This is a genomic window from Pedobacter frigidisoli (assembly GCF_032678525.1).
Classification (GTDB): Bacteria; Bacteroidota; Bacteroidia; order Sphingobacteriales; family Sphingobacteriaceae; genus Pedobacter; species Pedobacter frigidisoli_A.
Map to the genome: position 1 here is coordinate 1 of NZ_JAVTSE010000008.1, position 25,264 is coordinate 25,264.

Consider the following 25,264-nt stretch of genomic DNA (forward strand, 5'->3'; position numbering starts at 1 on the left):
TCAAAAGCAGATTAACAAGAACCCTTGCAGTAACAACTGTGAGGGTTTCTTCGTTTATATCCCTGGGGTTTGTTTACCACAAAGATGTTTATACCCGAGAGGTTTGTTACTAACTCATAACAGCAATAGCACATGGGAAATAATTGTATATAATTAATATCTACGAATGAACGAAGGAATCATAATCGAAAAAAGCCTGTGAGATGAGTTCACAGGCTTTTTACTTTATGCGTGCATCCGGTTTGGATTTAACGGATCAGGCGGGCCTTTCTAAAATTAAACAGACTCATTGCTATCAATAATAACGTGATGACTGCTATCGAAAGTAACCCGTTCAGATTAGATTTTTTTTGTGGTATAAACTGTTTTAGGCCAATATCTTTAAGGTTGGTTCGATGAATATCCTGTTCAAGGAATATTGCCGGATAAAAGTGTAGCCTGACTTGCTCATGGTATTTTCGGTATGATTCCTGAAACTGCAGATGTGCACTTAAATCTGTACCTGCCATTTCGTTAAGCATTAATTGTGTTTGTATGGTAGGAAAGAAGAGTGCTGCCACTTTCGTAAAATGCTGACGGGCATCCAATTTGTTTTCCATCGCTTTTTTGCTTTTTATTGCCTGGTCATCGCCCATTTGCTGCATGCCATAGTACCAGAACCAACTGAAGCTTTTATCCGATGGAAAAGGTAATTTTCTGAGCTGTGGATAGTGTGCAAAAAAAGGTTTCATTGTTACTTCCTTTGGCATGTCCCACTTTTCATGATAACCCTCCCGTTGATTAATCACATTCTGCAATGCTTCCGGAATTGGGTATTGCCTGATGAGAACCAGGTTTAGAGCGGCTGGTATCACTATGCAAATCAGTACCCAGATGGCAATAAGGGCAGAGGCATTGTAATTTGATGATTTTCCAAGGGAAATTATGCAAAATGACAAAGCAAACCAAAAGCCAAGGTATAAAAGCAACAGTATCGTAACTGTGAATAACGTTGTATCAAGCTTAATGTTTAGGTATAACACAGCGGTAGTGAGCAAGATTAATGCGGTAAACAGTATTGAAACTAACCTGACCAGCAGCTTTTGCCATATCACTGCAATGATGTGATTTGTTTGTGCTCTTAAAACAGACCATATTCCAGACTCTTTAAGTTCGGATATCAGGTTATAGGTAAAGGCGATGATGACCAGTGGAAAGAGGTATAAAAAGACAAAGCTTATATCCATATTTCCTGACAGCAGGGTGACCGGGTTGGTAATGTCTGTATCATAAATCTGACCTTCGAGGGCGAGCATCGTTGCAGAAATTAAATAAGGGTTCACATCGCGTTGTCCGATTGTAAAACCGGCCCAGTTTCCGGGTAGATTTGCCATGGAAAATTTATTATGGAAAAATACAAGTCCGATATCTTTTCCGAAGTGTTCAACATTCTTAAGCGTGTGTTCCGTTTGCAATATGCTGGCTTTTTTAATTACGCTGTGCTGGTTATCAATAAAGCTTTTTCCGAAGTATAAACCGGCGAAGCCTGTGATTAACAATATGGCAATACCGATCCACGCGGTGCTTCCGGAGAGGAAAAGTTTGAATTCTAAGTTATATGTGTTTTTTCTCATGGTATTATATTGTTTTGATCCACCGGGGAGCATATTGAAGTAGCAGCAGGGTGCAGGCCAGCCACATTATCAGGGATATCAGTGCGAGCGCTTCCCTGGTGATTACATCACCAACTGTGCTAAACATGTAGTTGAAATCGGGTTGTTGTGCCCAGTTTGATTTGCTAATGGAAAGTGGTTTATCATGCTCGCCTGGTGTAACATTACTTATTTTCTCAATCTGGAGCTTATTCATCTGCTGAGCCAACTGATAGCGATAGTCTTCTGCCTGACGCTGAAAATCAATGAACGTCTCAAAATCTGAAGCTGTTAAGGCCATTGAAATTTGCTTAAGTGATAGAAAAGGATCTAACAGGCCTGCCAGCGCAGTAATGCGGTTTTGTTTGGCAAAGGTTTCATTTAACTTATGCTGATGGGCATTGTAGATGGTAGCGGTAATTTTCTCCCCTTCTGCCATAATATAACCGCCGTAGTTAAAAGGCAGCTTCTTTACATCATCTACATGATATGCATGAAGGAGCGAGTCTTTGATTGACGCATAATGTTTGTCGTTGGGATCATGGCTATCGCCTTGTTTGTGAATATCATGAGCCACCGCATCTGCGAATTCAATTTTTGAAGGTGACGGATAAACCTTTGCGCCGATCGATTGTGTAATTCTTGGAATGATGACGATGAATAAGATCCAGCAAGCTAGCAACATGGTGAGTGATGCTTTCGAGCTATGCTGAAATGCCGAAACCAGCACCGTGACTGCTGTTACAATGAAAAAATAAACGCAATAACTCAGGATTAGTATGATCAGCCGTAGGGCTGAATCTACACTGACCTGCCAATTGCTAAGAGATGCCCACAGCAGAATGGTAAGGAATATAAGCGGTATAAAAACAGAAAGGCAGACAGAGATGATACCTATGGATTTACCCCACAAAAGTTTTCCCCAGTTGACTTTCTGGCAAAGAATGATTTTAAGTGTACCAGATTCGCGCTCTGCGGAGATGCTGCTGTAGCCCAGAAAGACAATGAGCAGCGGAACCAGTAACTGCAGCACCATGGCCACGCTAATTTCTCCAAAGCGTAGCATGCCGTTGGAAAAACCGGCTTCGCTGAAATTTACCGTATTTTGTTTGTGGGCCTCCAGGAAGATCGATACGCCGGCAAAACTTTCAATGCCGAAATCAAAAAAGCTCAGTTCATGTTTCTCCCTGAATGCCAGGTAACCATAATGCGCCATTCTATGCGGGTGCTTGTCGGGTTTGGCTAACCATTGCGCCCGTACGACCTTTTTATAGTGAACCCGTTGCTGATTTTGAGTCCGGAAGTTTTGCCATCCAACATAGGTGGCCAAACAAAGCGCAAAACCCAGGAGCAAAGTGAATATCAGTGTGGCACGGTTTGCGAATGCAGACAGATAAGTTTGCCGGGCAATTGTAAGTGTTATATTTTGCATTATATTCTATAGGTTACATTGAACATTACATTTCTTGGGGTGCCCGGAAAAAGGCGGAGATAGTTTTGTGCACCGACCCAGTAGGTTTTATTGAAGATATTATTGACATTCGTGGATAGCTGGACTTTGGACTCAGCTGGGCGGTAATAAATGGCTGCGTCGGCAACAGTATAACCGGGAAGAACAAAATCCCTGATGTAAAGGGGAAGCTTGTTTCCGCTGTACTGCACACCTGCACCAAATCCAATTCCACTCAGTTTTCGGTTATTCAGGTCGTAGCGCATCCATAAGCTTGCACTATTTTTTGGAGTGTTCTGCACCCGTTCGCCAATGTTTGCAGTAATGAAATCATCTGTTACTATAGCATCAACGTAGCTGTAACCCGCATTGAACTGCCAGTTAGGCCTGATAAATCCTGAGGCTTCAATTTCTAAACCTCTACTTCTCTGTGCGCCACGTTCAATTAACCGGTTTACATCTAAGGGATCGTTCGCATTGATCAGCAAATTTTTCTGGTTGATTTCAAATAAAGAAAGGTTAACCATAAGATTTCCGTTGAGCCATTCAGACTTGGCACCGATTTCCCTTAAATCACTTTCTAGGGGCTTAAAGTTACTTCCACTGGGTGGAGGAACAATGACTAATGAAGAGGTGTTTCCCTGTGGCTGGTAGCCTTGCAAATATGTACCATAAACATTGATATGCTGATTTATCGAATAGGTTAAGCCAAACCTTGGAAGAATTTTGTGCTGGCTTATTTTCTTCTCTGCAGACAATTTGTAGTTGCTAAAGTCCTCATACCACTCTTTTCTGATGCCAATGGTTAATGTGAGGTTATGGTATTTCACCTGATCCTGGAGGTAAACGGCATTTATCAGATAATAAGCCGGTGGAATTTCTACTTTTGTGAAGATGTAATCGCTGAGGTTTTTAAGCGTGTAGGAAGGATTTGCCAGATTGAAATGAGCTACATTTGGAACCGGGGCGTTTAAGCCGTTTACCTGACTAAACTGATAAAGATCTTTTTTAGTTGCGTCATACCTTGCGGTTACTGTACCGTCCTTTAGGCGATATCCCTGCGCCGTATTCGTTCCTCCTCCTCTTAGCTTTTGTGTACTGATGCGATCGTATCCAAGCACAAGTTTATGATTTAATCCGAACGTATTGGTGTTGACTGTGAAATAGGGGCTCAAGTTATCGGTTGTGAATTTCTGCTGGCGTTGAACGGCGATCATTCCTGCCAGCGTTTTAACTGGCTGGTTGTTTTCATCCACGGCAAAGGCATTGTTTGTTCTGTGCTCCAGGAGGTCTTCATTCCAGTTTTGTTTCATGTAAGCTACGTTGAACGAAATAGCTTTGCTGATGCTATGTGAAAAATTAGCCATTAACATGAGGTCCTGGGTATTGAATTTATCATTGGAAGCACCCATGTTAAAGCTTATTGGAGTGCTGTTTAAATCGGTTACTCCGGCAGTTGCACCAAAAATGGCCTGGCCACGGTCTAACCGGGAGTCGCTGTTGTTTAAAACCAGTTCTACATTGAAACTTGTTTTATCGTCGGGAATATAGGAGAAAGACGGGGCAATCAGATAGCCCTTTCTGAACTGTAAATCCCGAAAGCTTTTACTGTTTTCGTATCCCAAATTGAGCCTGTAGAGAAGGGTTTGGTTGTCATTTAGGGGTCCGGTAAAGTCTAAAGCACCACGAACTGTACTGAAACTTCCCCCAGAAATGCTGATTTCCTTTCGTTCCTGACTTAATGGTTTTTTAGTTACCAGATTAATGCTTCCTCCGGGATCGACACTGGAGAAAGTTGCGCTTGCGGGCCCTTTTATTACTTCTATACGCTCCAGGTTGTTGGTTAAAGGCTGATTAAAGTAATACTGCCTGGTGCGCATGCCATTGATGATCGCACCTTCTTCATTCTGATTGATTCCTCTAATGGAAAACTGGTTGTAGAAACTACTTTGCGAAACGCTGGTCACATTTTTTACTGCATCAGCCAGGACGGCTGCCTGACGGTCGGCGATCAGTTCTTTAGATATTGAAGATATGGACTGAGGAACATCCTTGTTTAAAGTGGCTGTTTTGGTTGCGGAGAAAGAGTAGTTGCCGTAATATTTTTTTCCGTTGGTACCCATTACTTCGACGGTTTGTAATTCCTCATTTGCTGTTTCCAGCCTAAAGGGCTGAAGCTTGACTGCCTTGGTTTGTTCTATAAAATAATTGCTGCTGAACGTTTTATATCCGATTGCGGAGGCTGTGAATTTATAATTTCCGCTTCCGGGTAGTGTGATGGAAAAATTACCCAATGAATCGCTGCTCAATGACCACTCTTTTTTCCCCTCTTTGATGTGAATGGTTGCTTTATGAATACCGACCGATTGTAGATCGAAAACCTGCCCGCTAACGCTAATCTGCGCAAGTGCTGATGTCGAAATTCCAATTATGAATACTAATAAACTAATAGCCCGGATAGTTAACCGGGATTGATGATGTTGAAGCATCTTTGCTTAAATTAAATGGTTTGTAAATACAGCGTTTGCAGATCTGTGGCAGATATTTCTGCTGCTTTGAGTGTATGGATGAGCTTACCTTGCTTCATAATGCCAATGTGGGTAGCAATACCAACTGCATTAAAGATATCGTGGGTAGCCATTAGGATTGATCTTCCTTCTTTTGCCAGTTTTTTGACCAGTTCGCTAAACTCTGTTGTTGCTTTTGGATCTAATCCACTCGTTGGTTCATCCATCAGAATGATTTTAGCTTCTTTGGCCACCGCTATGGCGATTCCAACCTTTTGCCTCATTCCCTTGCTGAAACCACCCAGTTGCTTGTTGTGCGCGGATGTTTGCAAGCCACAATTTGTGAGGAGCGTAATGAGTTCGGTTTTATTATATTGAAAGCCAGCCAGCTTCGAAAAGTAATCAAGGTTTTCGATTGCGGTGAGGTTACCATATAACATGACCACTTCCGGTATGTAGGCCAGGTGCCCGCGCCGATGAGGGTCTTGTGGAGAAAGCGCTTGACTATCAATCAAAATTTCACCACTTGTGGGTTCAATAAATCCCAGAAATAAGTTGATGGTAGTGGTTTTACCTGCACCATTTTGTCCCAACAGACAGTATACCTCTCCGGCGTTAACGGTTAAATTTAACCCATCGAGGGCACAATGATCTCCGTAGGTTTTGGAGAGCGAAATTGCTTGTAGCATAAAAAATTAAATAAATAAAGTGATGGCAAGGCCTGATGGCGATGCATTAGAATGAAGTGACGTGAAATTATAGCGTAATGCCGCTTAGGCTACCTTGCTTGGAGGCCCTTTGTTGGCTGCCGAGCGCCTATAGGCAGTAGAATGCCCGAACTGATAATGGAAATTGGCTGCCATCGGTGATGGCACAGCAAGCACGGCCACAACCGGATGGAGCAAGGTGTAAAAGTGAAACTGGTGCTTAATAATTTCACAAAGTTTACAATTTACCTTAGTTGCATCGACATGTAAGGACTGATGAATTTGATCATACTTTGTTTGACTATGACTTAATTTATCCTGTTCATGATGATGGAGCGTTTCGATGAGTAAAGCGCCTGAAAACAGGATTAATAACAGAAAAGCCCATATCTGGGAAAATAGTTGCCTGTTATATTTACTGTTTTTTGCTTCCAATTGCAACAAAGGTACATTTAATAAAATTTTCGCGTAGTTTTTTTTAAAAAAATATACCGTTGCTTGCTGGCCATTCTTATTGAGGGGGCTGATACTTAACTGTGAACGGACATGTACCATATGTTTTCAAAATTTTGCTAATTATAACCATATAATAGCATTAACATTTTCCATGGCTGAAACCACGGCCTAATCTGGATTAAATGTGTAATTTAGCTTCATAACCAAATTACAAATTATCCTTGTCTACGGAACATATGCCTAAAGCTATACGTTTAATTACATTTCTGATATTTACGTTTATTGCTACACAGGCACAATTAAACCCCTCGGCTGTTAAGTACCTGGATGTTGAGGATGGACTTTCTAATAACGTTGTTAATTCTTTGTTTCATGATCGTTTTGGTTTCATGTGGATGGGAACTTATGATGGACTGAACCGATATGATGGATATGATTTTAAAATCTTTCGCAATAAGTGGAATGATAACCACTCACTGATCAATAATCACATTACTGCCCTGAATGGCGACAATACTGACCGAATCTGGATTGGGACGCAGAAAGGGGTGTCCGTATTTGACTATAGCGATAATAAAATTCACCCTGTTATTTATCAGGTGGGGAGCAAAAAGCTCAAACTACAATCACCTGTTAATGCAATTGCCACTGATAAACAGGGTACGGTATATCTCGCAACAGATGAAGCAGGTTTATTCGTTGTAAAAGAAAAACAGCTTACTGCATCCCATATATCCCTTGGTAGCAGAAAAAACTTCACCGTTAAATCAATGGGTATGGAAGGAAATGATCTCTGGTTATTCGTCAAGGAGGTCGGTATTTGCATTTATAAACCCGAGACGAATCAAATCACAGTCGTAAATTCCAGTATCAACTCCGTAACCTCCATTTTGAATGGCTCGTTAACGCATCTATGGATCGGAACGGAGAATGGTTTATTTGTAATGGATAAAAAGTCACATTCATTGCAAAGGGTTTCCTTTAAGCTCAGTAGCGAAAATATAATGGGTTTAAGCATTGATCAGGAGCAGAAACTATGGATATCGACAGATGGAGGGGGGATTACTATTTTTGATACAAGGACGAGGAAGGTCAACTATCTGCGGGCGGGTAAGGAAAAAGGTTTGCTGAGCAGTAATTCTGTTGCAGTTATTTATGAAGATAAGGAGTTAAGAAAATGGGTTGCTACATTGCGGGGTGGTGTTGATATTATCGATCAAAAGGATAATCAGTTTAAGACAATCGAAAATGACCCTTTTCAACATAATACACTGGTGAACAATTTTGTGCTTTCGTTTTCTGAAGATGCAGACGGTAATATATGGATTGGAACTGACGGAGGTGGGTTAAGCGTGTGGAACCCTGCCTCAAATATTTACAGAAACTATGTTAGCAATCCGGCTGATCCGACTTCGCTTACCAGTAATTTCGTTACCAGTATTCTAAAAGATCACCAGAATATCATTTGGGTGGCAAGTTTTAGTGGAGGCATTGATCGTTTTGACAAAGCCACTGGTCGTTTTAAACACTATGCCTGCTACAATCCGTACAAGAAAATGTTTGATGTAAATTTGTGGAAGCTTTACGAAGACAGGCAACATAACCTCTGGGCAGGAACAACGAAAGGCGGAGCGCTTTACAAACTTAACCGTACTACCAATCAGTTCGAACTTTTTGATCCGGTTTTAAAAGACATCCATGTCATTTATCAGGATCGTGGGGGGGCTTTATGGGGTGGAACATATACCCATCTGATTAAGATAGATCTGCTTCACAAGAAGCATCAGTTTATACCCGTTGATTTTGCAATCCGGGCGCTACACCAGGATAAAGCAAACCATTTGTGGGTTGGTACGGAAGGTGGCGGACTGCTCAGCTACGATAAAAGGACTAAACAATTCATCAGATATATCGAAGCTAACGGACTTCCAAGCAATTCTATTCTCAATATTCTGGAAGACAGTACGGGGGATTTGTGGTGCAGTACCTACAATGGTTTATCGAAGTTTACACCGAAAAAAAATCAGTTTAAGAACTATTTTGCTACTGATGGACTGCAAAGTAATCAGTTTAACTATAACGCGGCTTTCAAACTTTCAACAGGTGAATTTCTTTTCGGTGGAATTAATGGTTTTAATAAATTTTTTCCTGACAGTATCAGGGCAAACAAACGGATTCCCAGGCTGGTGCTCACAGACTTCAGAATCAATAATGTTCCGATAGATCAGGATCCGAACTATTTGGGACAATCTGTGGTGAATCTCAAAGAAATAGCTATTCCATATAGTGCTGCTGTTATTTCAGTAAACTTTGCCGCAATTGAGTTTTCTTTTCAGGATCAGATCAAATATGCTTATTATTTGGAGGGCTGGGATAGGAACTGGATCCATGTAGATAAGCTTAATACCGCTTATTATTCCCGTTTAAACGAAGGAACTTACAAACTCCATATTAAGAGTACCGATACAGAAGGGGTATGGAGTAATAATGAGAAGATCATCGTTATCAAAGTGCTTCCTCCATGGTACCGGAGCTGGTGGGCTTATGCTATTTATATCCTGTTTATTGGAGGAGCATATTATCTTTTCTGGTTATACAGGCAAAGGCAAAACCGATTAAAGCATGAGGTAGAACTGGCCAATTTAAAAATAGAACGGGAGAAGGATTTGAATGAAAAGAAACTTAATTTCTTTACTAATATTTCTCACGAACTGCGTACACCACTGACCTTAATTGTTAACCCTATTAAAGATATTTTACGAACCAAGGAAGCGGGTGCTGAGAAAAACGATCTGAATGTTGTTTATCGTAACTCCCGACGTTTGCTGAGTTTGGTGGATCAACTGCTGTTATTCCGCAGAACAGAAAGTGAAACTGAATCGCTGAAGGTGGTAAAAATCAATCTGAGTAAATTTGCAAAAGAGATATTTTTATGCTTCAGTTATCTGGCGAAGAACAACAGCATTGACTATGTTTTCAGATGTGAAGAGGAAGATTTAAGTATTTATGCTGATCGTGATAAACTGGAGATTATTTTGTTTAACCTGCTTTCGAATGCTTTAAAGTTTACCCCGAAAGGCGGTAGCGTGCATCTGGAAATCATGCGCATTAACGATCGTGTTAATATGCGGATAACGGACAGTGGAATGGGGATTCCGGAGGATGTTGGAGATAAATTGTTCGATAAATTCTACAAGGCCATGAATAGCGTTTCGCCGAAAATCGGTTTTGGGATAGGCCTGTATCTGGTGAAAAACTTCGTTGAGCTACATAAAGGAAAAATATCTTACTCTACTGTCCAGGGACAAGGAACTACTTTTTTTATAGAATTACCCAGAGGAGAGGAAAAAGAGCAATTGACTACAGATACTTTCGGGAATGAACTGGTTTATGTGAATGAACTCATTGCACAGGAAGACGAAGAACGCAATGAGCAGGAGCCAACAGGCAATCTGGAATTGTTGATTTCTGATCTGCATTCTATTCTGGTTGTTGACGACAATGAGCAGATTATTGAATATATCAATCAGATTTTTCAACAGAAGTTTAAGATTTATAAAGCCACGAATGGCATAGAGGGGCTACAGTTCAGTAAAGAGTTTTTACCTGATATTATTATTTCTGATGTAAACATGGAAGGGTTGAACGGTATTGAGCTTTGTAAAGCGATTAAGGATGACCCATCGTTGAGCCATATTCCGGTAATTCTGTTAACTGCTGATCCAAGTCCGGAGATGAAACTGCAAGGGATTGAGGTTGGTGCATACGATTTCATCAGTAAGCCTTTTGATAAAGAATTATTCACAGCAAAAATTAACGGAATTATTAAAAACAGGAAGGATTTACAATCCTATTTCTATAATGAAATTACCCTCAAGTCGGATACTCATAAAGTTTCGCAAGAGGATAAAGGCTTTCTACAGAAATGTATATCCATCATTGAAGATAACCTGATGGAAGGTGAGTTTAATGTAAAGTCGCTGGCTTCTGATCTGGGGATGAGCCATTCCAATCTTTACAAAAAAGTGAAGGCAACATCGGGACTATCGATCAACAGCTTTATTCGTTTTATCAGGTTAAGAAAGGCTGCCGAGCTACTAATCAACACCAATTTAAATATTAACGAGGCGGCGTTTAGGGTTGGAATAAATGATATAAAATATTTCAGGGAGCAATTTCAGAAACAGTTTAAGCTTACGCCATCGGAATTCGTGAAAAAGCACAGGAAAACTTTTCATAAAAACTTCAGTGTGAATACAAATCATTAAATTCCGGCGTTTTGGTAATCGTTTTATGAAAACGCCCCCTGTTATATATGATTTAGCCCCCTGTTTATAATGGTTAAAATGGTGTACTTAGGAAACCAAATAACACAATTATTTAGCTAACCAACATGAAAGTAAAACAGCTATTTTCTTTCCTTATGTTTTTTGCGCTGTGTGCCATTGCGGTGTTAAGCTTTGCACAAGTACCTAAAATATATACGATAGCAGCAAATGGCTGGGCAAATAATTCGGTTAATGCGGTGATCTTCCGTAAGAATTCTCTGGTTACTTTCAAAAACACCCAATATGCTGCCTACTATGATGATGAGCAGTTTGTTGTTTTGGCGAAGCGTAAAGTGGGCGAGGCAAACTGGGTAGTTAAGAGAAGTCAGTTTAAAGGAGATGCCACTGATGCACATAAATCCATCAGCATTGCCGTTGATGGCAATGGCTTTTTACACCTGACCTGGGGCCAGCATAACAACGGGTTGAATTATTCCATCAGTTTGAATGCTGGTGCACTGGAAATGGGCGACAAACAACCCATGCTTTCACTGAAAGAAGATAAAGTGAGTTATCCGGAGTTTTATAAAATGGCGAATGGTGACCTGCTGTTTTTTTACAGAGATGGGGGGTCTGGAAATGGGAACCTGATGATTAACCGGTACGAGCTGCAATCGAAGCGTTGGCTAAGGGTGCAGGATGGCTTAATTGATGGGCAAGGTAAAAGGAATGCTTACTGGCAAACCACAGTTGATGAGAAGGGAGGGCTACACCTTTCGTGGGTGTGGCGTGAAAGTCCTGATGTGGCCAGCAACCATGATATCTGTTATGCGAAATCTGCGGATGGCGGTGAAACGTGGACAAAATCTAACGGGGAGGTTTATCAGCTTCCTATCAATGCCGGAAATGCGGAGTATGCTGTTAAAGTTCCGCAGAAGAGCGAGCTGATCAATCAAACGTCAATGATCGCACAATCTACAGGAGAAATATTCATTGCATCATATTGGCGCGAACAGCATGATTCTGTTCCCCAATACCACATTATTTATAAAAGTGCTGGTGAATGGATTGTAAACAATCTGGAGTTTCGCAAGCGTCCTTTTTCGCTCAGTGGAGGCGGAACGAAACAGATTCCCATTTCACGACCACAGATTGTAAGCTGGAAAGCCGGAGGGCATCAGGCGGCAGCAATGATTTTTCGTGATGCGGAAAGGGACAATCGGGTATCTATTGCCATCAGCAAGGATATAAAGGCTACGGACTGGCGAATTTCAGATTTAACGGATTTTAGTGTTGGAGACTGGGAGCCCAGTTATGATACTGAACTCTGGAATAAAAAGAATGTACTGAATTTATATGTGCAGAAGGTTGTTCAGGTGGATGGTGAGGGCAAGGCAAATACTGAACCTACTGCAGTACAGGTACTGGAGTGGAAAGCAAAAAATTAACACCGATGATTACGAGTAAACAAATAAACGCCAAATTGAAGAGGAAGGTATTGCTGACATTAATTACAGTAGTTTTCTCAATATACGGTTTTGCCCAACAGTCAACAAAACCTTCAGCCTATTTATTTACCTATTTTACGGGTAATACAGAAACTGAAGAATCCATTCGTTTTGCAATCAGCAAGGATGGATACCATTTCTATGCGCTAAATGATAATCAACCGGTGATTAGTTCAGCTGCCATCAGTTCAACCGGTGGAGTAAGGGATCCGCATATTTTACGTGGTGCAGATGGCAAGACTTTTTATATGGTGGTGACGGATATGGTATCAGCAAAAGGGTGGAATTCTAACCGGGCAATGGTTTTATTAAAGTCGACTGACCTGATTAACTGGACTTCAGCTATAGTTAATCTTCAGACTAAAAACACCGGTAATGAGAACCTGCTTCGTGTTTGGGCTCCTCAGACCATTTATGATCAGCAGGCAAAAAAATACATGATATACTGGTCGATGAAACATGGTGAAGATCCTGATAAAATTTACTACGCCTACGCAAACCCTGAATTTACCGACCTCGAGACTGAACCAAAGCAGTTATTTTTTAGTCCGACGAACGGTGCTGCAATAGATGGCGACATTGTTTTAGATCAAGGTAAATATCATCTGTTTTTCAAAACAGAAGGGAATGGAGCGGGTATTAAGATTGCGGTTTCTGATCAGTTAACCTCGGGATATGTGCTTCAGGACAAGTATGTGCAGCAAACTAAAGATCCGGTTGAGGGTGCAGGGGTATTTAAGTTAAATAATGGTGAAGGGTACATTCTGATGTATGATCTTTATACCAAAGGGAAATATCAGTTTACTAAAACCAAAGACCTCGAGAACTTCAGTGTGATTGACAATGAAGTAAGCATGGATTTTCATCCCCGTCATGGTACCGTACTGCCTATAACTGCTGAAGAAGCAGGGAGATTAATGCGTAAGTGGTATAATCCGGTATCTGTGTTGTCCACTCCAAAGGCGAAAGCGATAAAACAGCATAATATCATCATCGATAGCGTAAAGCATGAAGTTTACTATCCGGTGGTTAACGGAACTAATTTAAAGTCGTTTGATCCGTTGTTTGTTGATTTACCCGGACTGAAAGTTTCTCCAAAAGCTCCTTACGATCTTTCAAAAGGAAAAGTAAAACTACAGATAAGTGTAGATGGTAAGCCAGCCGAAACATTCTGGCTTAGTGCTGAGGTGAGCGATAACCCTGCATTGGTTGGCTATTATGCTGATCCGGAGGTTCTATATTCCAATAAAACAAAGAAATATTATATCTATCCTACCAGCGATGGCTTTACGGGGTGGGGCGGAACCTATTTCAAGACTTTCTCTTCGGCTAATTTAGTTGACTGGAAGGATGAAGGCGTAATCCTGGATTTAAACAAAGATGTTTCCTGGGCAAAAAAGAATGCCTGGGCACCTACCATCACTGAAAAAAAGGAGAACGGAGGCTATCAGTATTATTACTATTTCACTGCTGCCCAGAAAATTGGCGTAGCGGTAGCTGACGATCCGGCAGGTCCGTTTAAAGATTCTGGAAAGGCGTTGATTTCTGTGAGACCTAAAGGTACGCGGGGCGGGCAGGAAATCGATCCGGATGTGTTTACTGACCCAAAATCAGGGAAGAGTTATCTTTATTGGGGTAACGGGCACATGGCTGTGGCCGAATTAAATTCTGACATGGTTTCTATTGATACCAACAGCATAAAAGTAATTACACCAGATAAAAGTTTTAGAGAGGGTACGGAAGTATTCTACAGGAACGGAAAATACTACTTTCTGTGGTCGGAGGATGATACCAGAAGTGAAAATTATAGGGTGAGATATGGATACTCGGACTCACCTACAGGAAAGATCATTATTCCGGAAAACAATTTAATTCTGGCGAAAGATCCGGCAAAAGGAATATATGGAACAGGGCACAATAGTGTAATACAGGTGCCTGGCAAAGACGAGTGGTATATTGTTTACCATCGTTTTACCAGACCTAAAGGAATTACTATGGGCAGTGCCGCAGGTTACAACCGGGAAGTTTGCATTGATAAACTATTTTTTAATGCGGACGGAGCCATAAAGCCGGTAATTCCAACGATAACAGGTATAAAATAATAGTATGAGCACTTTGAAAACAATATCGTTTGTCCTTTTGACCTTCATCTGCATGCAGACTTTTGCGCAGGATTATCCGTCAAAGGGAGAAGTATTAAATATCATCAACAAAGCCAATAGTTATTGGCAAAAAAACAATAAACCCGAGGTGAGGTCTTTCTGGGATCATGCAGCCTACCACACAGGAAATATGGAGGCTTTTCAGATCACCGGAAAGCGGGTGTTTCTAAAATATTCTGAAGCCTGGGCCGAGTACAATAAATGGATGGGGGCTAAATCGGCTGATAAAAGCAAATGGAAATATAAGTATGGTGAAACAGATGAATATGTATTGTTTGGAGACTGGCAGATTTGCTTTCAAACCTACATTGATTTGTATCACATCAGTAAAGAAGAGCATAAAATAGCCCGGGCAAAAGAGGTGATGGAGTACGAAATGAGTACGCCTGCAAACGACTACTGGTGGTGGGCTGATGGCTTATACATGGTAATGCCTGTGATGACCAAACTGTATAAAACAACCGGCAATCAACAATATCTTGATAAATTATATGAGTACTTTATGTATGCCAACAGCATTATGTATGATCGGGAGGCCAGGCTTTACTACCGCGACGCGAAGTATGTTTATCCGAAACACAAAAGTGCCAATGGGAAAAAGGATTTCTGGGCGAGAGGTGATGGCTGGGTCTTCGCGGGATTGGCAAAAGTACTGAAAGACCTTCCCGTGGATGATCCGCATCGCAATGAGTATTTAGCTAAATACAAAAGTATGGCAAAAGCAATAGCTAAATCACAGCAAAAAGAGGGGTACTGGACACGCAGTATGCTTGATGCTGCACATGCCCCGGGACCGGAAACCAGTGGAACGGCTTTCTTTACCTATGGGTTTTTATGGGGTATCAACAACGGCATTTTGAACCGCAAAACTTATTTACCCATCGCATTGAAGGGCTGGAATTACCTGACAAAAACTGCTTTACAGGAAGATGGTAAGGTGGGATATGTGCAACCAATCGGTGAAAAGGCCATTCCCGGGCAAGTAGTAGATGCGAGCTCAACTGCAAATTTTGGTGTTGGGGCTTTTCTACTGGCAAATTGTGAAATGTATAGATTTTTAGAAAAAACTGAATTCAAAAAATAATGAAAAGGATACTCCATAGGATATTAGTTGCTTTCGTGTTCCTGCTAACAATAGGCACAGGCGGAACTTTTGCGCAGAAAAAAACAGTGAAGAAGGCTACGGTTTTAAGCGACCGACAATTCTGGTTGCAACAGATGGATAAAATGGTTCGGCCGGTATTGTACAACCTGGCGAAAGACAGTCTGAAAATTGTGATGCCCAAAGTAACCTCCATTCACATTGATAATAAAGACCACAGAATAAAAGTTCAGTATGTTGAAGTTTTAGGTCGTGTACTAAGTGGCATAGCACCATGGCTGGAGCTCGAGGGCGGCTCAAAAGAGGAGGTAGCACTAAGAGCTCAGTACCGGGAATGGGCTATTCAGGGCTTAAAGAATTCGCTGGATTCAAATGCAAAAGACTTCATGAATTATGATATTGGCGGGCAACAACTGGTTGACGCTTCATATGTGGCCTATGCTTTTGTGCGATCGCCATGGTTGTGGGAAAACCTTGGAAAAAAACATCAGGCTTTAATGGTAAAATCTATTCAGACTACCCGAAGATTTAAGCCTGTGTTTTCTAACTGGCTTTTATTTTCTGCCATGAATGAAGCTTTTTTTGCCAAATATGGCTACGAATGGGATCCTATGCGGGTTGATTACGCTTTACAGCAGCTGGAACAATGGTATGTTGGCGACGGAATGTATACCGACGGAACCAGCTTTGCTTACGATTATTACAACAGCTACGTGATTCATCCGTACCTGGCTGCCATTTCATCGGTAATAGGCAAAAAAACGAATGCTTATAACAGCATGTTTGAGAAGATTAAAAAACGAAATGACCGATATGCGATTATCCAGGAACGTTTGATTAACGCAGATGGTACTTATCCGGCTACGGGCAGGTCGATTGTATATCGTGGGGCGGCCTTCCATCATTTAGCTGATGTAGCCTGGAGAAAAGCTTTGCCGAAGCAATTAAGTCCGGAGCAGGTACGGTGTGCACTTACTGCCGTGATCAGAAAAACGCTTGAAAGTCCGTCGACTTATAAGAATGGCTGGTTAACCATTGGTTTATATGGAGAACAACCGGATATGGGTGATTTTTACAATAATCAGGGTAGTCCGTATATCAGCAGCAATATTTTTCTACCGTTGGGATTGCCTGAAAACGACCCGTTCTGGGCAAATCCGGCCGCTAAATGGAGTGCTCAAAAGATATGGTCGGGCGCGGATTTCCCGAACGATCATAGCGTAGACTTAAGATAATAAACAAAAGAATATCGATAAATTGCACGTAATTAACTTTCAAAATAAATTATCCTTCACAGCATGTTAAAATATAGATTTTTAAAGCCAGGCTTCATCGGCATGCTATTGGTTGCCACTATTGCAGGCACATCAGCAGCTCAGGAAACAAACCAGCCATATCAATCATTTTCACCCGGAAAAATCTGGAAAGATGATAAGGGTGTTCATATTAATGCACACGGCGGTGGCATAGTGGAATCCAAAGGTAAATACTATTGGTTTGGGGAACATAAAATAGAGGGCGAAAAGGGTAATTCGGCCCAGGTAGGGGTGCATTGTTATTCGTCGAAAGACCTTTACAACTGGAAGGATGAAGGAATTGCTTTGCCTGTATCGGATGATCCGAAAAATGATATTGCCCGGGGAAGCATTATTGAACGTCCGAAAGTAGTATATAATAAAAGTACTAAAAAGTTTGTGATGTGGTTTCACCTTGAACTTTTAGGCCAGGGATACGGTGCTGCGAGATCAGGCGTGGCCGTTGCCGACAAGGTTACAGGTCCATATAAGTTTATCAAAAGCTATCGTCCGAATCCAAAACAAATGCCTTTTTACACAACAGATGTTGCTGAGGCAGAGAAGCTGAACTGCGATCAGCCGAAAAGTAAAAGCGATGGTTTTTTCTGCAGGGATTTTCCTGGTGGACAAATGGCCAGAGACATGACGGTTTTTGTGGATGATGATGGAAAGGCTTACCATATCTTTTCTTCTGAAGAAAACTTTACGCTTCATCTTGCAGAATTAACGCCTGATTATTTAGGCCATACGGGTAAATTCATTAGAATTTATGTTGGGCAGCAAACTGAAGCACCGGCATTATTTAAAAAGGACGGGGTTTATTACATGGTGGGTTCCGGGTGTACCGGTTGGGCACCTAATCCGGCGCGTTGGTTCAAGGCGGATACTATTTGGGGCCCATGGAAGTTTATGGGTAATCCATGTGAAGGCGCTGGTGCTAATCTAACTTTTGGCGGCCAAAGTACCCATGTACTACCTGTACCCGGAAAAAAAGGACAGTTTATTTTTATGGCCGATAAATGGAATCCGAAAAATGCAATTGATGGCCGTTATTTGTGGTTGCCCATCAGTTTTGAGGGTGATAAAATGAAGATCAAGTGGTATGATAGCTGGGATCTGAGTACGTTTAAATAAACAACAATAAGTTTCATGGGATACTAAAGTGAACTTCCTAAAAGGGGAAGAATGGGATTTTTATGCCTGATATTAATAGTTATAGCTCTTTTATTAAGCTGATTATCAATGAATAAATACTTTTTCTGCCTTGTTGCGATGGTGATTTCAATAAGCACATTTGCCCAAAAAGCAAAGCACACTTTTGCGCTAGGTGACAGTGAATTTTTGTTAGATGGAAAACCTTTCCAGATTATTTCGGGTGAGATGCATTACCCTAGAGTTCCGAAGGAGGCCTGGCGCGACCGAATGAAAATGGCTAAAGCAATGGGGCTAAATACCATAGGAACATATGTTTTCTGGAATTTGCACGAGCCGCAAAAGGGCAAATTTGATTTTTCGGGGAATAACGATATCGCGGCGTTTGTGAAAATGGCGGCAGAGGAAGGTCTATGGGTGATTCTGAGACCGAGCCCTTATGTATGTGCCGAATGGGAGTTTGGCGGATATCCTTATTGGTTGCAGAACGAAAAAGGACTGGTAGTGCGCGGGATGGAAAAGCAATATCTTGATGAATACAGAAAATACATCAACGCTGTTGGGAAGCAACTGGCTTCTTCGCAGGTTAACCATGGTGGTAATGTTTTAATGGTTCAGATTGAAAATGAATACGGTTCGTACGGTTCGGATAAAGAATACCTTGCCTTAAACCAAAAAATGTTTATTGAGGCTGGTTTTGACGGACTTTTATATACTTGCGATCCGGAAGCTGATATTGTTAAAGGACATTTACCAGGTTTGCTTCCTGCTATCAATGGTCAGGATAACCCTGCGAAGGTGAAAAAAATCATCAGTGAACTGCATGGGGGCAAGGGTCCATTTTTTATTGCAGAATGGTACCCGGCATGGTTCGACTGGTGGGGTGAGGCTCATCATACGGTGCCTTTGGAACAATATACGAACAAGCTGGACTCGGTTTTAAAAGCAGGTATTTCCATTAACATGTATATGTTTCATGGTGGTACAACCAGAGGTTTTATGAACGGTGCAAACTATAAGGATACTTCACCGTATGAGCCGCAAACCAGCAGTTATGACTATGATGCTCCACTAAATGAGGCAGGGAACGCAACGGAAAAGTTCAGAAAATTCAGGGCTGTTATAGAGAAAAACCTTCCCGCTGGTCAAAAACTTCCTTCAATCCCGGCAGAAAAAAAAACCATCACTATTGATCCGATAAATTTCACTTTAAGTAGTTCAGTATTTAATCATCTCCCGAGTGCTGTAAATAATAAGACCCCATTAACTTTTGAAGATTTAAAGCAGGATTATGGTTACGTACTTTACAGAACTTCAGTTACAGGGGGTGAAAAGGGCGTGTTAAAGTTAAAGAACCTTCGGGATTATGCACTTGTTTTCATTAATCAGCAAAGGGTAGGTATTTTGGATAGAAGGTTGAACCAGGATAGTCTGGAAATTACATTACCTGAAGGTAAGGTTCAGCTCGACATATTTGTAGAGAACATGGGCAGGGTAAATTTTGGAAAGTATTTATTGGAAAACAAAAAGGGAATTACAGAAAAGGTTTTATTTAGGGGTAATGAACTTTATAACTGGTCGATGTACGGCTTACCGTTTAATGATGTGAGTAATTTGAAGTTTGATTCGCAGCATTCACCAAATAAGAGCTTGCCTATACTTCAAAGGGCAAAGTTCCAACTGACGGAAGTTGGAGATACCTATCTTGACATGCGTAAGTGGGGAAAAGGAGTGGTGTGGATTAATGGGCACAATCTTGGAAAGTATTGGTCGATCGGTCCGCAGCAAACTTTGTATGTTCCACGAGAATGGTTAAAAAAGGGAGCAAATGAAATCACTGTTTTAGAATTGATCAAACCCGATCAACATGAGTTGGGTGGAATTTCTTCACCGATTTTGGATGAGGTTGTTAAAAATTAACGGCATCTAGAATGTGGCAGGCATCATCTTTTAATTAGCTGTAAATGAGTTAATATAAGGGTTGTGCTTGTTAATTTACGCCAATCACAAGCCTGTCGATTAAGGTATATTTATAATGTTATTATAACCTGCATAACAAACAGAATCCAATCATTATGAACGCTATTAATTATGTATCTCCAAAATCCCATAGGCAACATTATTTTTTTTGTACCCGAATTTTTAAGTGTCCCATCGACGTTTAAAAAATGAAATGCTGGTAAAATCTGCGTTTTTAGTTGAAAAGTAACATTTTAACCCCTATTAAATACCGTATTGCCCCTCCCAGGGAATGCTTTTTTAATAGTTACTTTGTTACCAACCAAATACTAGAAACTTAATTATGAGAAAATCCAGACTATCAACAGCAAAGGAAGAGTAACTAACTTCTGGCTTATTTACAAGGATCACCGGGACTTTTAAATGATGGTAAATGCGACGGCATTATCCAGCTAAAAAGTGATGATGAGCCAATCCTTGATTTCAGATTAAACAAAAAGCAGATCGAATAATCCGGCTCGCGGGCCCTGAGAATTTCTTTTGCCGAAAAACAATTAAACTAACCCAAATAAACATGATGAACAACTACTTGATCGCCGGTTTCCGAAAAACCGGTTGGGCAATGCGGCATTCGTTGCTTGCCTTTGTTTTGCTTGTATTCGCTGTTGCGTGTAAGAAAAATCAAAACTCCACGGCCGCAACCGAATATGACCCAAGCCTGCCTATAACCATTAATTCTTTTACCCCCGATTCGGGCGGTATCCGCACCAAACTTGTAATTAAAGGTTCAAATTTTGGTTCTGATAAGTCGAAAGTGAAAGTCTACTTTACAGATGCTGAAAAAGACAGGTCAGCTACTATCATTGGCTTAAACAATGAAACCATTTATTGTTTAGTACCTAAAGAAAATGCAGGCTTGAATGCTGTAAAAGTAATGGTAGAGGCGAAGAGTGGAGCAATTACGAAAAAATTCAAATACATAGTTGCACAGAGTGTATCAAATGTTGTGGGGCTAACAACTGTAGTGGGCTCCGTAAATGGATCACTTTCGGATGCCAGGATCCAAAGAACCTTCGGTATTGCCGCGTTGAATAACGACGAACTGATATCCTTCGAATCGATGGTCGGTAATGTGAGATATATTTCTATCAACGACAACAAAGTTACTACGCTTCAGACAGGATTTGATGGTACACAACCGGCTTTGAATAGTGCGGGTACGAAATTATACTCTATAGGAAGAAACGTGCCACATAAGGTATATTTCTATGAAAAAAGTAGTCTTTGGCAGCCGCAGATTCTTGCAGCACAAATTCCCGGATCAACAGGTATTATATATTCTGCTTGCTTAGACGATACAGAGCAATGGCTCTATTTCAGGGATAAAGACGGCAAATTCGGCCGTTTAGAAATCTCGAACCCAACTAATGTTCAGATTTTGAATGCTGCCTGCGGAAATGTTGGATCTACCGAATACAGCTATATGGTATATAATAAAATAGAGAGCTGTTTCTATTTTACTGTTCAAAGCACTAATGGTGTGTACAAAGTTAGTAAAGACGGGAAAACAGTGACGGAATACGCTGGTTTTAATGGATTGGGAAAAGCGGATGGAAAACTGCTTGGCGAATCTTCCTTTACTTCACCAACCGGAATGTGCGTGGATAGTGAGGGTAATCTATATGTTGCAGATTCAAACTCAAATTTGATAAGGAAGATCAACCGTACTACTGGTTATGTATCTACCATAGCAGGAATTGCAGGTGTTTTTGGGGGAGCCAATGGACTACCTCTTGCATCAACCTTTAATTATCCTTACTGTCTGACTATCGATAAAAACGATGTAATATTTATTGGCGAAAGCTGGGGAGTGACAATCCGTAAGCTCGCAATTGAGTAATGTTCAGATCTGTATTTGATTTAAATTTATTAACAAGTTAAGCACAACAAAATTTATGAGAAAAATATCATATCTGGTTTTGATGTATGTCTTTACCATGTTTAATGCTGCGTTATATGCACAGGATAGTGGTAAACTAACAATGTCGGGACAATTAATGGATGAGCAAGGTAAGGAGCTTATTGGCGTATCCATTTTTGTAAAAGGTAACACAAAGATTGGTACCTCGTCAGATTCGGATGGAAGATTCCGTTTGACAAATGTTCCTAAAGGGAGTACAATTGTTTTCTCCTTTATAGGGTTTGAGACCTTTGAACTCGCTGCAAATGAATCAAAAGATAAAATCAAGGTAGTACTGAAAGAAAATGTTAGCGATTTCGAAGAGGTTCAGGTGGTAAGTCTTGGTACACAACGTAAGATAACTACAACGGGGTCTATCAGCACTATTAACGTAAAGGATTTACAAGTTCCTGCAACTTCTCTGAGTAATATGCTTGGTGGAAGAGTGCCGGGTATTGTTGCTGTACAACGTAGTGGTGAGCCGGGAAGTAATTTTTCCGAATTCTGGGTTCGGGGAATCAGTACTTTCGGTGCGAGTGCTTCTGCCTTAATTTTGATTGATGGGGTAGAAGGAAATCTGGATAATATAGATCCTTCCGATATAGAAAGTTTCTCAGTTTTAAAAGATGCCTCGGCGACAGCCGTTTATGGTATACGTGGAGCCAACGGTGTAGTTGTTGTTACCACTAAGAGAGGTAAGGCCGGTAATTTAAAATTGAATTTTAAAGCCAATTCTACCTTCACCAAATCGGCAAGGATGCCGCAATATGTAGAAGCTTATGATTACGCTTCACTGGCGAATGAAGCAAGGCTGGGGAGAGGGCAGGCTGCCATCTATAGTCCTGTAGAATTAGAGTTATTTAGAACTAATTTGGATCCTGATCTTTATCCGAATACAAATTGGAGGGATGTTATCCTAAAAGACGATACGCGTTACTCGCAATATAATTTAAACATTTCCGGAGGTGGTACTGCTGCCAGGTATTATATGAGTTTAGGTTATCTGAATCAGGAGGGTATTTTTAAGCAAGACAAGAATGTGAATCTATATGACGTAAATACCAATTACGATAAATATAATTTTAGAGCCAATATAGATGTAGACCTAACAAAAACGACCAAACTGGCCCTGAATCTTGATGATGCCATAGCGCTTCAAAACTCGCCTGCTTATGCTACTGATAATAAATTTCTTTGGGACACACAAGCTAATGTTACACCTGTAAGTATTCCGGTGAGATATTCCAATGGTCAGCTTGCTGCTTATGGCATTGGCGGCACAACGCCATCTCCCTACTACTTATTAAATTATACTGGATTTAGAAAGACCAATACTAATACTGTAAATGCTAAATTGAGTCTTGACCAGGATTTAAAATCTTTGACGCCTGGCTTAAGTGCCAGAGGGTTGTTCTCCTGGACTTATTATGGAAGTAATACCGCTAGCCACCCTAAAATGGGAGCCGAAGCATTCCAGGCTTCAGCTGTTTCGGGAAGGGCTAACGATGGAAAATTAATAACATCAAGAACAATTGCTTCCTCTGATGCCGGTTATGGACAAGGCTCTTTAATTACCCGTCAAATGTATATAGAGGGACAAGTGAATTATAACCGCACATTTAATTCCGTACACAATTTTACAGGTCTCCTACATGTGTACAGACAAGAAGATATCACTTCTAGTCTTACTGCCTATAGCGATCCTTATATGAGTGTTATCCCGCTTAGAACACAAGCGCTTTCTGGTCGTTTAACCTATTCTTACAAAGACACCTATTTATTAGAAGGTAATGCTGGTTATTCCGGATCGGAAAACTTTAAACCAGGTGAGCAATATGGTTTTTTCCCCGCGCTATCTGCCGGATGGATCCCTACCCAATATGAATGGGTAAAAGAAAATATCAAGTTTGTAGATTATTTTAAAATCCGTGGATCATGGGGTAAAGTCGGGAACGCAAAAATTTTAAACTCCGATAACAGGTTGGTGCGTTTTCCATATCAAACTATCTTAACCTCAGGAGGTAACGATTGGGGAAATACCATTGTTGAAAGTAAGGTTGGAACAAGTGGATTAAAATGGCAAACCTCAACTAAATACGATTTAGGGTTGGACGTAAAATTTCTGAAAAGTAAATTTGATTTAACCGTGGATGCTTTCTTAACAAAAGCAGATGATATCTATCAGCAACGGGTATCAATACCAGACGAGGTAGGTGCAGCTCAAGCGCCATACCTCAATGTGGGCTCGATGAAAAGCTGGGGTATGGACGGTAATTTAACTTATTTTCAAAATCTGAGTAAGGATGTTTCCCTAACAGTTAAAGGTAATTTTACCTTTTCCAGAAATAGAGTTACTCATTGGGAACAAAGTGGTTTAAACTTCCCTTACCAATCGTACAGCGATGTACCTTATGGTGTGCAAAGAGGCCTGGTTGCGTTAGGATTGTTTAAAGACAAAGCCGATATCGCAAATAGTCCTATACAAACTTTTATGGCCAACTATTTGCCTGGCGACATTAAATATAAAGACATTAACGGTGATGGTGTCATTAATACAGATGATGTAGTTCCCCTTAACTATTCCAATGTACCACGTGTAATTTATGGTTTGGCAACAGCGCTAACCTATAAAAAATGGACATTTAATGTATTCTTTACCGGTCAGGATCAGGTTGGCTATTTTCTTGGTGGCGCAGGTTACTATCCGTTTTCAGGAGAATCTACCGGGAATGTGCTGAGTATTGTAGCTGACCCGGGCAACCGTTGGATTCCGGCCACCGTTTCAGGAACTTCGGCTACGGAGAATCCAAATGCACGTTTTCCCCGTTTAACCTATGGTGCAAATAACAACAATAATCAGGCTTCCACATTCTGGATGGCAGATGCATCTTTTCTGCGCTTAAAAAATGTTGAAGTATCTTATAAACTCGACAATAAATTCTTAAAACGTTATGGTATATCTTCAACTACATTTAGTATTGTTGGTGATAACCTTAAAGTTTGGGATAATGTTAAACTCTGGGACCCTGAACAGGCATCCAATAATGGAGCTGTATATCCGCTTCAAAGAATGTACACCCTGCAAATGTTTGTAACGTTTTAAACTA

At 40.8% G+C, this 25,264-nt stretch carries 14 protein-coding genes; 9 read left to right on the forward strand and 5 right to left on the reverse strand.

Annotation, left to right across the window (positions count from 1 at the left end; genetic code table 11):
* Positions 1-248: 248 nt before the first annotated feature.
* The 5 genes from R2Q80_RS18810 to R2Q80_RS18830 form a co-directional block, all read right to left on the reverse strand.
* Positions 249-1,613 (reverse strand): DUF3526 domain-containing protein, encoded by a 1,365-nt coding sequence (locus R2Q80_RS18810; RefSeq protein WP_316801083.1) that lies wholly within the window; start codon positions 1,611-1,613, stop codon positions 249-251.
* Positions 1,614-1,617: 4 nt separating this feature from the next.
* Positions 1,618-3,063 (reverse strand): ABC transporter permease, encoded by a 1,446-nt coding sequence (locus tag R2Q80_RS18815; RefSeq protein ID WP_316801084.1) that lies wholly within the window; start codon positions 3,061-3,063, stop codon positions 1,618-1,620.
* A complete protein-coding gene (locus R2Q80_RS18820) occupies positions 3,063-5,570 on the reverse strand; it encodes a TonB-dependent siderophore receptor (RefSeq protein WP_316801085.1) in 2,508 nt (835 codons plus the stop codon). Before R2Q80_RS18820 ends, R2Q80_RS18815 begins: the two co-directional genes overlap by 1 nt.
* 11 nt (positions 5,571-5,581) lie before the next feature.
* On the reverse strand, positions 5,582-6,277 hold the full coding sequence (locus R2Q80_RS18825) for an ATP-binding cassette domain-containing protein (protein ID WP_316801086.1): 696 nt from the start codon (positions 6,275-6,277) through the stop codon (positions 5,582-5,584).
* Between the two features lie 84 nt (positions 6,278-6,361).
* Positions 6,362-6,736 (reverse strand): hypothetical protein, encoded by a 375-nt coding sequence (locus R2Q80_RS18830; RefSeq protein WP_316801087.1) that lies wholly within the window; start codon positions 6,734-6,736, stop codon positions 6,362-6,364.
* Between the two features lie 251 nt (positions 6,737-6,987).
* Here R2Q80_RS18830 and R2Q80_RS18835 point away from each other — a divergent pair, with 251 nt between their 5' ends.
* From R2Q80_RS18835 to R2Q80_RS18875, 9 genes are all read left to right on the forward strand, one after another.
* On the forward strand, positions 6,988-11,019 hold the full coding sequence (locus tag R2Q80_RS18835; RefSeq protein ID WP_316801088.1) for a two-component regulator propeller domain-containing protein: 4,032 nt from the start codon (positions 6,988-6,990) through the stop codon (positions 11,017-11,019).
* Positions 11,020-11,144: 125 nt separating this feature from the next.
* Positions 11,145-12,467 (forward strand): BNR repeat-containing protein, encoded by a 1,323-nt coding sequence (locus R2Q80_RS18840; RefSeq protein WP_316801089.1) that lies wholly within the window; start codon positions 11,145-11,147, stop codon positions 12,465-12,467.
* A 5-nt stretch (positions 12,468-12,472) separates the two neighbouring features.
* Positions 12,473-14,629 carry a family 43 glycosylhydrolase gene (locus R2Q80_RS18845; RefSeq protein WP_316801090.1) on the forward strand — a complete coding sequence of 719 codons (2,157 nt, stop codon included), beginning with the start codon at positions 12,473-12,475 and terminating at the stop codon, positions 14,627-14,629.
* A 4-nt stretch (positions 14,630-14,633) separates the two neighbouring features.
* Entirely contained in the window at positions 14,634-15,773 is a 1,140-nt protein-coding gene (locus R2Q80_RS18850; RefSeq protein ID WP_316801091.1) for a glycoside hydrolase family 88 protein, read from the forward strand.
* Positions 15,773-17,026 (forward strand): DUF2264 domain-containing protein, encoded by a 1,254-nt coding sequence (locus R2Q80_RS18855; protein ID WP_316801092.1) that lies wholly within the window; start codon positions 15,773-15,775, stop codon positions 17,024-17,026. The genes R2Q80_RS18850 and R2Q80_RS18855 overlap by 1 nt, the downstream gene beginning before the upstream one ends.
* 63 nt (positions 17,027-17,089) lie before the next feature.
* Positions 17,090-18,220 carry a glycoside hydrolase family 43 protein gene (locus tag R2Q80_RS18860; protein ID WP_316801093.1) on the forward strand — a complete coding sequence of 377 codons (1,131 nt, stop codon included), beginning with the start codon at positions 17,090-17,092 and terminating at the stop codon, positions 18,218-18,220.
* A 108-nt stretch (positions 18,221-18,328) separates the two neighbouring features.
* Positions 18,329-20,158, forward strand: a complete 1,830-nt coding sequence (locus tag R2Q80_RS18865) for a glycoside hydrolase family 35 protein (protein ID WP_316801094.1) — start codon at positions 18,329-18,331, stop codon at positions 20,156-20,158.
* A gap of 613 nt (positions 20,159-20,771) precedes the next feature.
* Positions 20,772-22,097, forward strand: coding sequence for an IPT/TIG domain-containing protein (locus R2Q80_RS18870; protein ID WP_316801095.1), 1,326 nt, complete (start codon positions 20,772-20,774; stop codon positions 22,095-22,097).
* A 55-nt stretch (positions 22,098-22,152) separates the two neighbouring features.
* Positions 22,153-25,260, forward strand: a complete 3,108-nt coding sequence (locus R2Q80_RS18875; protein ID WP_316801096.1) for a TonB-dependent receptor — start codon at positions 22,153-22,155, stop codon at positions 25,258-25,260.
* Positions 25,261-25,264: the final 4 nt, after the last annotated feature.

Excerpts from the sequence above, each read along its gene's own strand:
- R2Q80_RS18810 (WP_316801083.1), bottom strand. The coding sequence starts at position 1,613 with ATGAGAAAAAACACATATAACTTAGAATTCAAACTTTTCCTCTCCGGA.
- R2Q80_RS18815 (WP_316801084.1), bottom strand. The coding sequence starts at position 3,063 with ATGCAAAATATAACACTTACAATTGCCCGGCAAACTTATCTGTCTGCA.
- R2Q80_RS18820 (WP_316801085.1), bottom strand. The coding sequence starts at position 5,570 with ATGCTTCAACATCATCAATCCCGGTTAACTATCCGGGCTATTAGTTTA.
- R2Q80_RS18825 (WP_316801086.1), bottom strand. The coding sequence starts at position 6,277 with ATGCTACAAGCAATTTCGCTCTCCAAAACCTACGGAGATCATTGTGCC.
- R2Q80_RS18835 (WP_316801088.1), top strand. The coding sequence starts at position 6,988 with ATGCCTAAAGCTATACGTTTAATTACATTTCTGATATTTACGTTTATT.
- R2Q80_RS18840 (WP_316801089.1), top strand. The coding sequence starts at position 11,145 with ATGAAAGTAAAACAGCTATTTTCTTTCCTTATGTTTTTTGCGCTGTGT.
- R2Q80_RS18845 (WP_316801090.1), top strand. The coding sequence starts at position 12,473 with ATGATTACGAGTAAACAAATAAACGCCAAATTGAAGAGGAAGGTATTG.
- R2Q80_RS18850 (WP_316801091.1), top strand. The coding sequence starts at position 14,634 with ATGAGCACTTTGAAAACAATATCGTTTGTCCTTTTGACCTTCATCTGC.
- R2Q80_RS18855 (WP_316801092.1), top strand. The coding sequence starts at position 15,773 with ATGAAAAGGATACTCCATAGGATATTAGTTGCTTTCGTGTTCCTGCTA.
- R2Q80_RS18860 (WP_316801093.1), top strand. The coding sequence starts at position 17,090 with ATGTTAAAATATAGATTTTTAAAGCCAGGCTTCATCGGCATGCTATTG.
- R2Q80_RS18865 (WP_316801094.1), top strand. The coding sequence starts at position 18,329 with ATGAATAAATACTTTTTCTGCCTTGTTGCGATGGTGATTTCAATAAGC.
- R2Q80_RS18870 (WP_316801095.1), top strand. The coding sequence starts at position 20,772 with ATGATGAACAACTACTTGATCGCCGGTTTCCGAAAAACCGGTTGGGCA.
- R2Q80_RS18875 (WP_316801096.1), top strand. The coding sequence starts at position 22,153 with ATGAGAAAAATATCATATCTGGTTTTGATGTATGTCTTTACCATGTTT.